This is a genomic window from Nonomuraea sp. NPDC005501, from assembly GCF_040605905.1.
Lineage (GTDB): Bacteria > Actinomycetota > Actinomycetes > Streptosporangiales > Streptosporangiaceae > Nonomuraea.
The window spans coordinates 1-15,271 of record NZ_JBEXDT010000065.1; the positions used below are offsets into that span (position 1 = coordinate 1).

Sequence of the window (15,271 nt, forward strand, 5' to 3'; positions counted from 1 at the left end):
GCAGCTGCGCGACGCCGGCGACCTCAGCTACGTCCAGTTCCAGCTCCTGGCCACACTCGGGGCGCGAGGGCCATCGCCCGCGCCGCGGCCGACAGCGGCGCCGACGGGCTGCTGGTCATGCCGCCCTACCTCGTCACCGCGCCGCCCGGCGGCCTGGTCCGCTACGTGCGCGAGGTGACGGAGGCCGCCGGGCTGCCGGCCGTCGTCTACCAGCGCGGCACCGCCCGTTTCTCCCCGGCCGCGGTCGCCGAGCTGGCGGAGCTGCCGCAGGTGATCGGCTTCAAGGACGGGCTGGGCGACTTCGACCTGCTCCAGCGCATCATCCTGACCGTGCGCCGCACCACGGACCGGGAGTTCACCTTCTTCAACGGCCTGCCCACGGCGGAGCTCACCGTGCCGGCCTACCGGGGGCTCGGGGTCACGCTGTACTCCAGCGCCGTGTTCGCGTTCGCCCCGGAGATCGCGCTGGCCTTCCACGACGCCGTGACGGGCGGGGACGAGGAGCGGGCGCGGCTGCTGCTGACCGACTTCTACCTGCCGCTGGTGGAGCTGCGCGACCTGGTGCCCGGCTACGCCGTGTCGCTGGTCAAGGCCGGGGTGCGGCTGCGCGGGCTGGACGTGGGCGGGGTGCGGGCGCCGCTGGTGGACCCGCTGCCCGAGCATGTGGAGCGGCTGGAGAAGATCCTGGCGGCCGGCCTGGAGGTCGCCGGAGCCTGACCGTCCCCTGATCGTCCCCGCCTCGTCGAGCGCCTCCCGGTGACCGGGGGGCGCTCGCTCGCGTCTCCGGCCGGGTTTCGGACATCTCACGCAACACTATTGACATATCCATAAAACCGACTCTAGGTTTTGCGAAACGTTTCGCGCGAAACGTTTCGACACCCGCAGCCAAGGGCCGGAGCAGCATGACTTCCCTACGTGACGTGGCGGAACGGGCGCAGGTCGCCATCAGTACCGTCTCCGCCGCGCTCAACGGCACCCGGCCGGTCGCGGCCGAGACCAGGCGCCGGATCGAGCGGGCCGCGGCCGAGCTCGGCTACCGGCCCAACCTGCTGGCCCGCGGCCTGGTGAGCAAGCGCACCCAGATCCTGGCGCTGCTGTTCCCCGCCCCGCACAGCGGTTTCGGCCTGACCGAGATGCAGTTCGCCACCGGCGCCGCCGAGGCCGCCGCCGAGCAGGGCTACCACCTGCTGCTCTCGCCCGAGAACAGCGACCCCGTCCAGGAGCTGCGGCACTTCACCGGGCTCGGCCTCATCGACGGCGCGCTGCTCATGGAGGTGCGGCTGGACGACGAGCGGCCCGACTTCCTCGCGCAGGCCGGCATCCCGTTCAGCATGATAGGACGCACCCGCGACCCCGAGGCGATCAGCTACGCCGACATCGACTTCGCCCGCACCGCCGAGGAGGCCGTGGCGCACCTGGCGGAGCTCGGGCACCGCTCGTTCGCCTTCTTCAACCACTCGCCCGGCGCCTACTCCACCCAGTACGGCCCCACCATCCGCACCGGCGAGGAGTTCGCCGCCGCCGCCGGACGGGCCGGCCTGGGCTACGTCGACGCGTTCCGCGCCGGCACCGCCGACGAAGGGCGCGCGGCGTTCGAGCGGCTGCTCGACCGGCACCCCGAGGTCACCGCGCTGGCCGTGATGAGCGACCACGCGGCGGTCGGAGTGATCGCCGCCGTCGCGGCCCGCGGCTGGTCGATCCCGCGCGACCTGACCCTGATGCTGGTGCTCTCCTCGGCCCGGGTCGCGGAGATGTACCACCCCCGCCTCACCACGCTGGAGCCGCCCAGCTCCGAGCTGGGCCGGCTGGGCGCCCGCATGCTCATCGACCGGCTGCGCGGCGACGACACTCCCCAGCATCACCTCGTGCCCTGCCGGCTGATGACCGGCGACAGCTCGGGGCCGCCCCGGCCCCTGTCCGCGAGCCGTACCACCAGCGAGAAGGGAGCATGAGGATGGCGGGACCGCTGGGCACGCACACCCTCACCGCCGGGCGCGGCCTGCTCTTCGGCGGCGACTACAACCCCGAGCAGTGGCCCGAGCACGTCTGGGAGGAGGACGTCGAGCTGATGCGGGCGGCCGGGGTCAACCTGGTCACCGTCGGCGTGTTCAGCTGGGCGCGCATCGAGCCCGAGCCCGGCGCGCGGGACTTCGGCTGGCTGGACCGGGTGCTCGGCCTGCTCGCCGACGCCGGCATCGCCGTGGACCTGGCCACCCCCACCGCCTCGCCGCCGCCGTGGCTGGGCCACCGCTGGCCCGGGACGCTGCCGGTCGACGAGTCGGGGCACCGGCTCTGGTACGGCGCCCGCAACCAGTTCTGCCCCTCCTCCCCCGTCTACCGCGAGCGGGCCCTGGCCCTCGTCACCGACCTCGCCGACCGCTACGCCGGCCACCCGGCGCTCGCCCTGTGGCACGTCGGCAACGAGTACGGCCAGATCTGCCACTGCGACGACTCCGCCGCTGCCTTCCGGGCCTGGCTGCGCGAGCGCCACGGCGACCTCGACGGCCTCAACGAGGCGTGGGGCACCACGTTCTGGAGCCAGCGCTACAGCGACTGGGCCGAGGTCGTCCCGCCGCGCCGCGCGCCGTACCTGATCAACCCCACGCAGAAGCTCGACTGGGCGAGGTTCTGCTCCGACGCGCTGCTGGAGCACTACCGCGCCGAGCGCGACGTCCTGCGCGAGCGCACCCCCGGCGTGCCGGTCACGACGAACTTCATGGGCCTGTTCAAGCCGGTGGACTACTGGCAGTGGGCGCCCGAGGAGGACATCGTCTCCAACGACTGGTACCCGGACCCGGCCGACCCGCTGTTCCCGGTGCGCTCCGCGCTCACCCACGACCTGACCCGCTCACTCGGCGGCGGCCGGCCCTGGCTGCTGCTGGAGCAGGCCACCACGGCGGTCAACTGGCGCCCGCACAACCTGCCCAAGCCCGCCGGCCAGCTCAGGCTGGAGTCGCTGCAGGCCGTGGCGCGCGGTTCGGACGGGTCGTGCTACTTCCAGTGGCGGGCCTCCCGCTTCGGCGCCGAGCGCTTCCACGCCGCGATGCTGCCCCACGCCGGCCCCGACACCCGGCTGCACGCCGAGGTGCGGGCGCACGGCGCGGAGCTGCGCCGGCTCTCCGAGGTGGCGGGGCAGCCGGTGCCGGCGCGGGTCGCCGTCGTGCACGACTGGCCGAGTTGGTGGGCGCTGGAGGAGGCCGGCCGGCCCAGCGACCGGCTCACTGTGCCCGACCAGCTCCTGAGCTTCTACCGGCCGCTGTGGGAGCGCGGGGTGGCGGTGGACCTGGTGCCGCCGTCGGCCGACCTGTCCGGCTACGCCCTCACCGTGGTGCCGAACCTCTACCTGGTGAGCGACGAGGACGCCGCGGCGCTGACCGCGTACGTCCGCGACGGCGGCGTGCTCGTCGTCGGCCCCTTCTCCGGCGTCACCGACCCGAACGGGCACATCCGCACCGGCCGGTTCCCCGCGCCGCTGCGGGACGTGCTCGGCGCCTCCGGCGAGGAGTGGCTGCCCGCCCCCGAGGACCGGCCCGTGCGCTGCGCGTGGGCGGACGGCACCCCGTTCGACGCCCGCACCTGGACCGAGCTGCTGCGGGCCGAGGGGGCCGAGCCGGTCGCCGTCTTCACCGAGGGCGACCTCGCCGGCCGCCCCGCGGTGCTGCGGCACCGCACCGGCGCCGGCACCGCCTGGTACGTGGCCACCCTGCCCGAGCACGACGCCCTGGCCGAGCTGACCGGCCGGGCGCTGGCCGACGCGGGCGTGTCCGGCGCGCTGGCCGGGCCGCCGCCCCCCGGCGTCGAGGCGGTCCGCCGGGGGCCCGTCCTGTTCCTGCTCAACCACGGCACACGGGAGGCCCGCGTGCCCGTCACCGAGGCCGCCGAGGACCTGCTGACCGGGTCCCGCGCCGACGGCACGGTGACGCTCGCCCCGCGCGCCGTCGTCGCGCTGCGCCCCCTCGCCTGACTCCTCCGGCTTTCTCGCGGCCCTCGAATCCCCACCTAGGAGAACCCCATGCGCAGAAGAACCTTCCTCACAGCGTCCGCCGCCTCCGCCGCGGCCCTGCTCCTGTCCGCCTGCGGCGCCGACGACTCGACGTCCGGGGAAGGTGACCAGGCCGCCCCGTCCCCGATCGCCGGCGACGAGAACGCCCCCGCCACGATCGTCTTCTGGAGCTGGGCCGAGAACATCCAGAAGGTCGTCGACCTCTGGAACAGCAAGAACCCCACCCAGCAGGTCAAGCTCAGCGGCCAGGCCGCCAGCGACGAGCTGATCGCCAAGTTCCTCACCGCGGTCAAGGCCGGGAACGCCCCCGACGTCCTGCAGGCGGAGTACCAGTCGCTGCCGACGCTCATCACCAACAACGCCCTGCAGGACCTGACCAGCGCGATCGCGCCCATCAAGTCCTCCTTCCCGCAGGGCACCTGGGACCTGACCTCCTTCGGCGGCGCCACCTACGCCGTGCCCCAGGACGTCGGCCCCATGATGCTGTTCTACCGGGCCGACATCTTCGAGAAGATGGGCCTGAAGGTGCCCACGACGTGGGAGGAGTTCGGCGCGCTCGCCGAGACGGTCCGCTCGAAGGACCCCAAGCGCTATCTCACCACGTTCTCGCCCGGCGACGCCGGCTGGCTGGCCGGCTTCGCCCAGCAGGCCGGCGCCAACTGGTGGGCCAACGAGAACGGCTCCTGGAAGGTCGCCGTGAACGACCCCGCGACCCAGAAGATGCTCGGCTTCTGGGGGCAGCTCGTCAACTCCGGCGCGATCCTCGGCGACCCGATGTACACCCCGCAGTGGAACAGCCAGATGAACGACGGCACCATCATCGCCTGGCCGAGCGCGGTGTGGGGCGCGGGCGTCCTCGCCGGCGTCGCCCCCTCCAGCAAGGGCAAGTGGCGGATGGCGCCGCTGCCGCAGTGGAGCGCGGGTGAGCAGGTCACCGGGTTCTGGGGCGGCTCGTCCACCGCGATCAGCGCCACCTCCAAGCAGAAGCCGCAGGCCGCGAAGTTCGCCCGGTGGATCAGCAGCGACCCCGAGGCGCTGAAGGTGCTCATCGAGATCGGCCTCTACCCCTCGGCCCTCGCCGGGCAGAGCATGCTCGACGTCGCCCCCGACTTCATGAGCGAGCAGGCGGACTACTACAAGTCGGCCGCCGAGATCGCGAAGACCGCGCGCGGGTTCAGCAGCTGGGGCCCGAACACCAACGTCACCTACGGCGCGTTCGAGAACCTGATGCCCAAGGCGGTGCGCGGCAAGTCCGACTTCGCGGCCGTGGCCACGCAGGTGCAGCAGCAGAGCGTCGCGGACCTGAAGAAGCAGGGCTACCAGGTCGTCGGCGGCTGAGACGACCCATGAGCACAGTCAACGACACCACCCCACGCCCCCGCGCCGGCCGCCGGCGCGGGCCGCTCGCCGCCCCCTACCTGATGACGGCCCCCGCCGTCCTCCTGTTCGTCGTCTTCATCCTGGTGCCGATCGGGTACGCGGTCTGGCTGAGCCTGCACGCCATGCGGGTGCGGGGCGCCGGCCTCGGCATCCGCGCCGAGGTGTTCACCGGCCTGGAGAACTACCTGGACGCGGTCCGGGACTCCGCGCTGGGCTCGGCGCTGCAGCACATGCTCGGCTACGGCCTGATCATGGTGCCGGCCACGATGGGCCTGGCCCTGCTGTTCGCCCTGCTGCTCGACGCCCCGAGGGTCGGGGGCAAGCGCGCCTCGCGGATCACGATCTTCCTGCCGTACGCGGTGCCGGGCGTCATCGCCAGCCTGCTGTGGGGGTTCATGTACCTCCCGGCGGTCAGCCCGATCCACGCCGCGCTGAAGGCCGCCGGCCTGCCGGTCCCGGACTTCTTCGGCGACGTGTCGATCTTCTTCTCGATCGCCAACATCGCCGTCTGGGGCTCGGTCGGCTTCAACATGGTGGTCCTCTACACCACCCTGCGGGCCATCCCCAAGGAGCTGTACGAGGCCGCCCGCCTCGACGGCGCCGCCGAGTGGCAGATCGCCCTTCGGATCAAGGTGCCGCTGCTGCGCCCCTCGCTGATCATGACCTCGGTCTTCACCCTGATCGGCATGCTCCAGGTCTTCAGCGAGCCCGCCACGCTGCGGCCCATGACCAACACCATCACACAGGACTGGGTGCCGCTGATGCGCATCTACCAGCAGGCGTTCGTCGACAACGACATCTACCTGGGAGCCGCCAGCTCGGTGCTGCTGGCCGGGGCGACCGTGCTGCTGTCGCTGGCCGCGCTCGCCGTCTTCCGGCTCCGTGGCGCGGGGAGCGGCCGATGAGCGGGCGAGGGAGCGCCGCCGCGCCCGGTGGGCGGGGCGCCCGCGCGAAGATCCTGCCCACGTTCCTGCTGCTGCTCGGCGGGCTGTACGCCGTCCTGCCGCTGCTGTGGGTGCTGTTCGCGGCCACCAAGGGTCCCGAGGAGCTGTTCACCACCTTCTCCGGCTGGCCCAGCTTCAACGGCGGCTTCACCGGCAACGTGTCCGCCCTCAGCGACTACGGCGACGGCCGGTTCTGGCTGTGGATGCTCAACAGCCTCATCTACGCCGGCGGCGGGGCGTTCCTGACGGTCGTGGTGTCCGCCGCGGCCGGCTACGCGCTGGCCAAGTACCGCTTCGCCGGGCAGCGGCTCATCTTCGGCGCCCTGCTGGCGGGCGTGCTGGTCCCCCAGATCACCCTGGCCATCCCGCAGTACCTGCTGCTGTCGGAGGTCAACATGGTCGGCTCGTACTGGTCGGTCATCCTGCCCAGCGTGATCAGCCCGTACAGCATCTACCTGTGCCGGATCTACGCGGCCACCGCGGTGCCCGACGAGATCCTGGAGGCGGGCCGGGTCGACGGGTCCAGCGAGTTCCGGCTGCTGTGGTCGGTCGCGATGCCGATCATGACGCCGGGGCTGGTCACCGTCTTCCTGCTCCAGTTCATCGGCATCTGGAACAACTTCCTGCTGCCGTACATCATGCTGGCCGACGACAACCGGTTCCCGCTCACCGTCGGGCTCTACTCGCTGCTCAACCGCGGCGCCTCGCAGCCCGCCCTGTACAGCCTGGTGATCACCGGCTCGCTGCTGTCCATCGTGCCGATCATCGCGCTGTTCCTCTTCCTCCAGCGCTTCTGGCGCCTCGACCTCGTGGCTGACGCCGGCCCGACCCCACCCTCACCCAAGCCCCCCTCACGGAACGGAAGGGCATGAAGTTCAAAGACGGCTACTGGCGGATGCGTCCCGGGGTGCGGGGCGAGTACGCCACCGCGGCCCACGACGTGACGGCGGACGCCGCCGCGCTGCGGGTGCTGGCCCCCACGCGGCCCATCACCCGACGCGGCAACACCATCGACGGCCCCGTCCTGACCGTGGACGTGTCGTCGCCGATGGCGGAGGTGATCCGCGTCCGCGTGGTGCACTTCGCCGGCTCGGTCCCGGACGCGCCCGCCTTCGACGTACGCGAGGACCCTGACGCCCCTCCGGTGCGCGTCAGCGTCGACGGCGACGAGGCGAGCCTGGCCAGCGGCTCCCTGGAGGTCCGGCTGCGCCGCGACACCCCGTGGGACATGACCTTCACCGCGGGCGGGCGCGAGCTGACCCGCAGCGGCGCCAAGTGCCTCGGCGTCATGACCGACCCGGACGACCGGCACTTCATGGTCGAGCAGCTCCGCCTCAGCGCCAGCGAGCTGGTCTACGGGCTCGGCGAGCGGTTCGGTGCGCTCACGCGCAACGGGCAGACCGTCGACGTCTGGAACGAGGACGGCGGCACCAGCAGCGAGATCGCCTACAAGAACATCCCATTCTACCTGAGCAACCGCGGCTACGGCGTCTTCGTCAACCACCCCGGCCGGGTCTCCTTCGAGGTCGGCTCCGAGACCGTCTCGCGCGTGCAGTTCAGCGTCGAGGGCCACGACCTGGAGTACCTCGTCATCCACGGCCCCACCCCGGCCGACATCCTGCGCCGCTACACCGCGCTCACCGGCCGCCCGGCGCTCCCCCCGGCCTGGTCGTTCGGCCTGTGGCTGTCCACCTCGTTCACCACCGACTACGACGAGGCCACCGTCTCGTCGTTCGTCGACGGCATGGCCGAGCGGAACCTGCCGCTGAGCGTGTTCCACTTCGACTGCTTCTGGATGCGGCAGTACCGCTGGTGCGACTTCGTCTGGGACCCGGACGTGTTCCCCGACCCGGAGGGCATGCTGCGCCGGCTCAAGGAGCGCGGCCTGAAGATCAGCCTGTGGCTCAACCCGTACATCGGGCAGGCGTCGGCGCTGTTCGAGGAGGGGAGGAAGGGCGGTTACCTGCTGCGCCGCCCCGACGGCCGGGTGTGGCAGGACGACCACTGGCAGGCGGGGAGGGCGCTGGTGGACTTCACCGCTCCCGGTGCCCGCGAGTGGTTCGCCGGCAAGCTGCGCGCGCTGCTCGACATGGGGGCGGACGCGTTCAAGACCGACTTCGGCGAGCGCGTGCCCACGGACGTGGCCTGGGCCGACGGCTCCGACCCCGAGCGGATGCACAACTACTACAGCCTCATCTACAACCAGACCGTCCACGACGTGCTGGCCGAGCGCAACGGGGCGGCCGAGGCCGTGCTGTTCGCGCGCTCGGCGACCGTCGGCGGGCAGCGGCTGCCCGTCCACTGGGGCGGCGACTGCGAGTCGACGTTCGAGGCGATGGCCGAGAGCCTGCGCGGCGGCCTCTCGCTGGGCATGGCCGGGTTCGGCTTCTGGAGCCACGACATCGGCGGCTTCGAGGGACGGCCCGACCCTGCGGTCTTCAAGCGGTGGATCGCCTTCGGCCTGCTGTCCTCGCACAGCCGGCTGCACGGCAGCGGCTCCTACCGGGTGCCGTGGCTGTTCGACGAGGAGTCGGTCGACGTGCTGCGCTCCTTCACCGAGCTGAAGCACCGCCTCATGCCCTACCTGTACGGCGCGGCGGTCCAGGCCTCCAGCGAGGGCATGCCGGTGATGCGGGCCATGCAGCTGGAGTTCCCGGACGACCGGGCATGCGACTACCTCGACGCCCAGTACATGCTCGGTCCCGACCTGCTCGTCGCCCCGGTGTTCTCCGCCGAGGGCGAGGTGTCCTACTACGTCCCGGCCGGCACCTGGACCAGGCTGCTGGACGGCACCACCGTGGAAGGGCCCGGCTGGCGGACCGAGCGGCACGGGTTCGACAGCCTGCCGCTGCTGGTGCGTCCCGGGGCCGTCGTGCCGACGGGCGCCCGCTCGGACCGCCCCGACTACGACTACGCCGACGGCGTCACGCTGAACGTCCACGGGCTGGCCGACGGCGAGCGCCGCACGGTCACGGTCCCGACCACGGAGGGCGGCGTCGGGGCGGTGTTCGAGGTGTCGCGCAGCGGTGACCGCCTCCACGCGGCCCGCCTGGAGGGCGCCCCGGCCCCCTGGCACCTGTCCGTCCCCTCCGGCGCCCGCGCCTCCGCCGACGCCGCGACCGGCGAGCTCCAGATCGTCCTCGACTCCCCCGACTCCAAGGAGTGAATCCCTCCATGACGACCACCCCCGCCCGGGCCTTCCCCGAGAGCTTCCTGTGGGGCACGGCCACCGCCGCCTACCAGGTGGAGGGCGCCGCCGCCGAGGACGGCCGCGGACCGTCGATCTGGGACACCTTCTCCCACACCCCCGGCCTCGTGGACGGCGGCGACACCGGCGACGTGGCCTGCGACCACTACCACCGGCTGGAGGAGGACCTCGACATCCTCGCCGAGCTGGGCGTCGGTGCCTACCGGTTCTCCATCTCCTGGCCCCGGGTGCTGCCCGGCGGCGGCGACCGGCTCAACCAGCCCGGCCTCGACTTCTACTCCAGGCTCGTGGACGGGCTGCTGGCGCGCGACATCGCCCCGGTCGCCACGCTCTACCACTGGGACCTGCCGCAGGAGCTGGAGGACGCCGGCGGCTGGCCGCACCGCGACACCGCGCTGCGGTTCGCCGAGTACGCCCGCCGGATGGGCGAGACCCTCGGCGACCGGGTCCACACCTGGATCACGCTGAACGAGCCGTGGTGCTCGGCCTACCTCGGCTACGCCTCCGGCGTGCACGCGCCGGGCCGTACCGACCCGGCGGCGGCGCTGGCCGCCGTCCACCACCTCAACCTCGGGCACGGGCTCGCCGTCCAGGCCCTGCGCGCCACCGCCGCCCCGGCGGCGCAGGTCGCCGTCACGCTCAACCTGCACCACGTACGGGGAGTCTCCGAGCGCGACGCCGGCGCGGTGCGGCGCGCCGACGCGCTGGCCAACGGCGCCTTCCTCGGGCCGATGCTCGACGGCGCCTACCCGCGCGACCTCATCGAGGCCACGTCCTCCGTCACCGACTGGGCGTTCGTCCGCGACGGCGACGAGGCCACCGCCTGCCAGCCGCTGGACCTGCTGGGGGTCAACTACTACAACCCCGTGCTGGTACGCCAGTGGGACGGGGCCACGCCCAGGGAGACGGCCGACGGGCACGCCGACGGCTCCGCCTCGCCGTGGATCGCCTGCGAGGACGTCGAGTTCGTCCAGCAGCCGGGACCGTACACCGAGATGGGCTGGAACATCGACGAGACCGGCCTGACCGAGCTGCTGCTGCGGCTGCGCGACGAGTACCCGGCGCTGCCGTTGATGATCACCGAGAACGGGGCGGCGTTCGCCGACGTCCTCGACGCCGACGGCCGTGTCCGGGACGAGCGGCGCGTCGACTACCTGCGTCGTCACCTGACGGCCGTCGCCGACGCCATCGACGCCGGGGCGGACGTGCGGGGCTACTTCGTGTGGTCGCTGATGGACAACTTCGAGTGGGCCCGGGGGTACGCCAAGCGGTTCGGCATCGTGTACGTGGACCGGGAGACGCTGGAGCGGACGTGGAAGGACAGCGCCCACTGGTTCCGCGAGGCCGTCGCCACCGGGGCCGTACCCACCTCCTGACGCCTGGTGACACGAACGCCCGCCGTGGCCGCGCCCAGGAGGCCGGCCACGGCGGGAGCCGTTCGGAACAGGTCAGACGGCGCCTTCGGAACAGGTCAGACGGCGCCTTAGGAACAGGTCAGACGGTGAGAGTGCCGTCGACGCGGCGCGGGATGCCGAGCGGGTTGCCGTCCTTCAGCTCGTCGGGCAGCAGCTCCGCCGGCCAGTCCTGGTACGCGGTGGGGGCGAGCCACCGGTCGATGGCCGTCGCGCCGACCGAGGTGTGCGCGGACACGGTGGTGGAGGGCCAGGGGCCGCCGTGATGCATCGCCCAGCACACGGCCACCCCGGTGGGCCAGCCGTTCCAGATGAGCCGGCCGGCCTTGCGCGACAGCACCTCGGCCACCTCGCCGGCCTCGCCCGGGCGGGTGGAGTGGATGGTGGCCGTCAGCGAGCCCTCCAGCCGCTCCAGCACCGGCCGCAGGTCCGCGGCGTCCCGGTAGGTGATGACGATCGAGGCGGGGCCGAAGCACTCGTCCGCGATGTGCGGCAGGCCATCGGCGAACGACTCCAGGTCCGTGGTGAACACCTTCGGCGTGACCGCCCAGCTGCCCTCCCCCGGCTTGCCCTCGGCCAGCAGGGTCAGCGCGCCGAGCCGCTCCAGGCTGCCCAGGTAGCCGTCACGGATGCGCTCGGCCAGCATCGGCCCGCCGGTGGTGCCCTCGACGGCGGCGGCCAGCGCCTTGCGCAGCTCGTCGTCGTCCGGGACGAACATCAGGCCGGGGTTGGTGCAGAACTGTCCCACGCCGAGCGTGAGGGAGGCGGCGAAGCCGGTCGCGACCTCGGCGGCGGGGGCCGACGGCAGCACGACGACGGGGTTGACGCTGCCCAGCTCGCCGAAGAACGGGATCGGGACCTCGCGCTCGTCGATGAGCGCCTGGATGGCCTTGCCGCCCGCGACGGAGCCGGTGAACCCGGCCGCCACGACGAGGGGGTGCTGGACGAGGTCCTTGCCGGCCTGCATGCCCTGCACCAGGCCGAGCAGGCCGGGGTTCGGCAGGGCGTCGCGCACGATGGCGGCGACGCGCTCGGAGGTGCCGGGGTGGCCGGGGTGGGCCTTGACCACGACCGGGCAGCCGGCGGCCAGCGCCGAGGCGGTGTCGCCGCCCGCGACGGAGAAGGCGAAGGGGAAGTTGCTGGCCGAGAACACGGCGACGACCCCGGGCAGCGCGCGCTTGACGCGGCGCACGTCGGGCCGGGGCGGGGCGGCCGACGGGTCGGCGTGATCGATGATCGCGTCGAGATGGCCGCCGTCCCTGACGACCTGGGCGAACAGCCGGAACTGGCCGGCCGCGCGGGCCACCTCGCCACGCAGCCGTACCTCGCCGAGGGCGGTCTCCTGGTCGGCGATCCGCCACAGCTCGTCCACGTGGGCGGCCAGCGCGTCGGCGACGGCCTCCAGCACGAGCGCCCGCTCCTCCGCCGGAGTGGCGCGCCACGCCTGGCCGGCGGCCGCCGCGGCGGAGACGATCATGTCGACTCCGGCGGCGTCGGTCTCCGGCAGCGCGGCGCCCACGGTCTCACCGGTCCTGGGATCGTATCCGTGAATCATGGATTGGCCCTTCGCAGTCTTGACACTCTCTGAGGTCGATTCTTACAGTTGCGGCACCTGTCCACAAATCTGGCAGTTGTTCACATATATGGACGGCGGCATTTATGCTCATCCGGGATGTCCAGGTCACACCCGTCGCGTTCCGCGACCCGCCCCTCCTCAACGCCGCCGGCGTCCACGAGCCGTGGGCGCTGCGGACCGTCGTCGAGGTCGTCACCGACGAGGGCCTGAGCGGGCTGGGAGAGACGTACGGAGACCTCGCTCACCTCACCAAGGTACGTGAGTGCGCCGAGGCCATCGTCGGGCTGGACGTGCACGCCGCCCACGAGATGTACGCCCGGATCGCCTCCGTCGTCGGCGACGTGGTCAGCGACCTGCACGGGCTGACCGGGGTCTCCACCAAGGAGAAGAGCGTCGACCGGGTGTTCGCGGCGTTCGAGGTGGCCTGCCTGGACATCCGCGGCAAGGCCGCCGGGGTGCCCGTCGTGGACCTGCTCGGCGGGCGCGTGCGCGACGCCGTGCCGTACAGCGCCTACCTGTTCTACAAGTGGGCCGGCCACCCCGGCGCCGAGCCCGACCGCTTCGGCGAGGCGCTCGACCCGGCCGGGATCGTCGCGCAGGCGGCGCTGCTCATCAAGGAGTACGGCTTCACCTCCATCAAGCTCAAGGGCGGCGTCATGCCGCCCGAGGAGGAGGTGGCGGCCATCGAGGCGCTGCATGCGGCCTTCCCCGACCTGCCGCTCCGCCTCGACCCGAACACCGCCTGGACCGTGGAGACCTCCATCCGCGTCGGCCGCGCCCTGGAGGGCAAGCTCCAGTACCTGGAGGACCCCACTCCGGACATCTCCGGCATGGCGGCGGTCGCTCCCGAGGTGCCCATGCCGCTGGCCACCAACATGTGCGTCGTCACCCCGGAGCACCTGCCGCCCGCCATCGCGCAGGACGCCGTCAAGGTGCTCCTCCTCGACCACCACTACTGGGGCGGGCTGGTGCGCTCCTCGCAGATCGCCGCGCTGTGCGGCACGTTCGGGCTGGAGCTGTCCATGCACTCCAACTCCCACCTCGGCATCAGCCTGGCCGCCATGACCCACCTGGCCGCCGCCACCCCGAACCTCACCTACGCCTGCGACACGCACACGCCGTGGCAGGACGGCCAGGACGTGGTCGCGCCCGGCAGCCTGCGCTTCACCGACGGGGCGGTCCCCGTGCCGTCCGGCCCCGGCCTGGGCGTCGAGCTCGACCGCGACGCCCTGGCCGTGATGCACGAGCAGTACCTGAAGTGCGGGATCACCTTCCGCGACGACCAGGGGTACATGAGGCGCTTCGAGCCTGCCTTCACCACGAGGAAAGCATCCTGGTGAACGCCTTTGCCGGCAAGCCCCTCCCGCCCGGTGGGGTCGCCTCCATGAACGCCCGCCCCCGCCACGCGGACGACGTCCCCCCGAACACCCACCCCGCAGACTCCCCTTGCCGGAAACCCACCTCGGCCACCAGGAGCAGCTCCTGATGAACGTCGCCTACGCCTACCCCTGGGACATCGTCGGTGACCCGGCGGCGCCGGAGCGGCTGGCCGCGCTGGGCGTGGAGGCCGTCGCGCTGGCCGCCAGCTACCACGCCACCCGCGCCGCCACGCCGTACCACCCGGCCCACCGCGTCCTCGACGTGCCGCACGCCGCGTTCTACCTGCCCGTACGGCCCTCCGCGTGGGGCCGCCTGGTGCCGAAGTCACCGTCGTGGACGACGCCCGACGCGTACCTCCAGGCCGGCGACGCCCTACGCGCCGCCGGTCTGAAGGTCCACGCCTGGACCGTCCTCACGCACAACTCGGTCCTCGGCCGGGAGCACCCCGACCTGGTGGTGCGCAACGCCTTCGGCGACCCGTACCCGCACGCGCTCTGCCCGGCCTTCGACGACGTCGTGGAGTACTGCGAGCGGCTGGTCCGGGAGATCCTCACGGTGGGACGGCCGGACGCGCTGATCCTGGAGTCGTGCGGGCCGATGGGGTTCGGCCACCAGAGCATCCACGAGAAGACCGCGGGGGCCGACTGGGACTCGGTGGACAGCGACCTGCTGTCGCTCTGCTTCTGCCGCGCCTGCGCCGACCGCTACCCGGCGGGCACACGCGACCACGTGAAGGCCGCCATCGACCGCTACCCGGCAGACGCACGCGACCACGTGGCCGCCATCGACCGCTCCCCCACCCCCGGAACGCGTGCCCACCAGACGTCGACCGCGAGCACCCCCACCTTCACCTCCGTGGAGGAGGCCCTCGGGACCCTGGCGGACGAGGTGCGGGCCGTGCGCGTCGACCTGTCGGCCTCACTCCGGCGCACTCTCGTCGCCGCGGCCCGGGACACGGCCCCGGACGTCCCGATCACCATCCACGCCAACCCGGACCCGTGGGCCACGGCCGCCTTCGCCGCCCTTCCCGAGGGTGAGCCGGGAGCGGACGTGCTGGTGGCCAACTGCTGGGGCGACCCGGCCACGGACACGGCCCGCCTCGCCCGTCTCGTCGAACTGTGCCGCCCCGGCCAGCGCGTCGGAGCCTACGTCCTCGGTCTCCCCCCACGCCCGGCAGACCCGGAGGCCCAGGCAGACCTCCTCCGGGCCTACGCCAAGGCGGGAGCATCGGAGTTCCACCTGTACCACGCGGGCCTGGCCTCCCCCCACCGCCTGTCGGCCATACAGCAAGCCCTCCGCCTGATCAGCTGACTCCCCAGCAGGCCCTTGCCCGTAGGCGAGCGTTCCGGCCCGGTCCCCAGGGCCGGC

General features: G+C 72.6%; 11 protein-coding genes. 10 read left to right on the top strand and 1 reads right to left on the bottom strand.

Features of this window, described 5'->3' with window-relative positions; genetic code table 11:
- The 8 genes from ABZS51_RS27645 to ABZS51_RS27680 form a co-directional block, all read left to right on the top strand.
- Positions 1-717, top strand: a 717-nt coding sequence (locus ABZS51_RS27645) for a 5-dehydro-4-deoxyglucarate dehydratase (RefSeq protein WP_355446742.1), incomplete at its 5' end; no start/stop codon positions are given.
- Between the two features lie 185 nt (positions 718-902).
- On the top strand, positions 903-1,952 hold the full coding sequence (locus ABZS51_RS27650) for a LacI family DNA-binding transcriptional regulator (protein ID WP_355446745.1): 1,050 nt from the start codon (positions 903-905) through the stop codon (positions 1,950-1,952).
- A complete protein-coding gene (locus tag ABZS51_RS27655; RefSeq protein WP_355446748.1) occupies positions 1,949-3,964 on the top strand; it encodes a beta-galactosidase in 2,016 nt (671 codons plus the stop codon). The genes ABZS51_RS27650 and ABZS51_RS27655 overlap by 4 nt, the downstream gene beginning before the upstream one ends.
- Positions 3,965-4,012: 48 nt before the next feature.
- On the top strand, positions 4,013-5,341 hold the full coding sequence (locus tag ABZS51_RS27660; RefSeq protein ID WP_355446751.1) for a sugar ABC transporter substrate-binding protein: 1,329 nt from the start codon (positions 4,013-4,015) through the stop codon (positions 5,339-5,341).
- An 8-nt stretch (positions 5,342-5,349) separates the two neighbouring features.
- Entirely contained in the window at positions 5,350-6,288 is a 939-nt protein-coding gene (locus ABZS51_RS27665) for a sugar ABC transporter permease (RefSeq protein ID WP_355446754.1), read from the top strand.
- Positions 6,285-7,199 (top strand): carbohydrate ABC transporter permease, encoded by a 915-nt coding sequence (locus tag ABZS51_RS27670; RefSeq protein ID WP_355446757.1) that lies wholly within the window; start codon positions 6,285-6,287, stop codon positions 7,197-7,199. Before ABZS51_RS27665 ends, ABZS51_RS27670 begins: the two co-directional genes overlap by 4 nt.
- Positions 7,196-9,493 carry an alpha-xylosidase gene (yicI, locus tag ABZS51_RS27675; RefSeq protein ID WP_355446760.1) on the top strand — a complete coding sequence of 766 codons (2,298 nt, stop codon included), beginning with the start codon at positions 7,196-7,198 and terminating at the stop codon, positions 9,491-9,493. The genes ABZS51_RS27670 and yicI overlap by 4 nt, the downstream gene beginning before the upstream one ends.
- Before the next feature lie 8 nt (positions 9,494-9,501).
- Positions 9,502-10,911: a GH1 family beta-glucosidase gene (locus tag ABZS51_RS27680; protein WP_355446763.1), complete on the top strand. Its 1,410-nt coding sequence runs from the start codon at positions 9,502-9,504 to the stop codon at positions 10,909-10,911.
- Positions 10,912-11,029: 118 nt separating this feature from the next.
- Here ABZS51_RS27680 and ABZS51_RS27685 read toward each other — a convergent pair whose 3' ends face one another.
- Positions 11,030-12,502 carry an aldehyde dehydrogenase (NADP(+)) gene (locus ABZS51_RS27685; RefSeq protein ID WP_355446766.1) on the bottom strand — a complete coding sequence of 491 codons (1,473 nt, stop codon included), beginning with the start codon at positions 12,500-12,502 and terminating at the stop codon, positions 11,030-11,032.
- A 104-nt stretch (positions 12,503-12,606) separates the two neighbouring features.
- Here ABZS51_RS27685 and ABZS51_RS27690 point away from each other — a divergent pair, with 104 nt between their 5' ends.
- Together ABZS51_RS27690 and ABZS51_RS27695 are read left to right on the top strand one after the other, a co-directional pair.
- A complete protein-coding gene (locus ABZS51_RS27690) occupies positions 12,607-13,863 on the top strand; it encodes a glucarate dehydratase family protein (protein WP_355446769.1) in 1,257 nt (418 codons plus the stop codon).
- A gap of 106 nt (positions 13,864-13,969) precedes the next feature.
- On the top strand, positions 13,970-15,214 hold the full coding sequence (locus ABZS51_RS27695) for a hypothetical protein (protein ID WP_355446771.1): 1,245 nt from the start codon (positions 13,970-13,972) through the stop codon (positions 15,212-15,214).
- Positions 15,215-15,271: the final 57 nt, after the last annotated feature.

What these genes read in the sequence shown, in the direction of transcription:
- ABZS51_RS27650 (WP_355446745.1), top strand. Translation starts at nt 903, where the DNA reads ATGACTTCCCTACGTGACGTGGCGGAACGGGCGCAGGTCGCCATCAGT.
- ABZS51_RS27655 (WP_355446748.1), top strand. Translation starts at nt 1,949, where the DNA reads ATGAGGATGGCGGGACCGCTGGGCACGCACACCCTCACCGCCGGGCGC.
- ABZS51_RS27660 (WP_355446751.1), top strand. Translation starts at nt 4,013, where the DNA reads ATGCGCAGAAGAACCTTCCTCACAGCGTCCGCCGCCTCCGCCGCGGCC.
- ABZS51_RS27665 (WP_355446754.1), top strand. Translation starts at nt 5,350, where the DNA reads ATGAGCACAGTCAACGACACCACCCCACGCCCCCGCGCCGGCCGCCGG.
- ABZS51_RS27670 (WP_355446757.1), top strand. Translation starts at nt 6,285, where the DNA reads ATGAGCGGGCGAGGGAGCGCCGCCGCGCCCGGTGGGCGGGGCGCCCGC.
- yicI (WP_355446760.1), top strand. Translation starts at nt 7,196, where the DNA reads ATGAAGTTCAAAGACGGCTACTGGCGGATGCGTCCCGGGGTGCGGGGC.
- ABZS51_RS27680 (WP_355446763.1), top strand. Translation starts at nt 9,502, where the DNA reads ATGACGACCACCCCCGCCCGGGCCTTCCCCGAGAGCTTCCTGTGGGGC.
- ABZS51_RS27685 (WP_355446766.1), bottom strand. Translation starts at nt 12,502, where the DNA reads ATGATTCACGGATACGATCCCAGGACCGGTGAGACCGTGGGCGCCGCG.
- ABZS51_RS27690 (WP_355446769.1), top strand. Translation starts at nt 12,607, where the DNA reads ATGCTCATCCGGGATGTCCAGGTCACACCCGTCGCGTTCCGCGACCCG.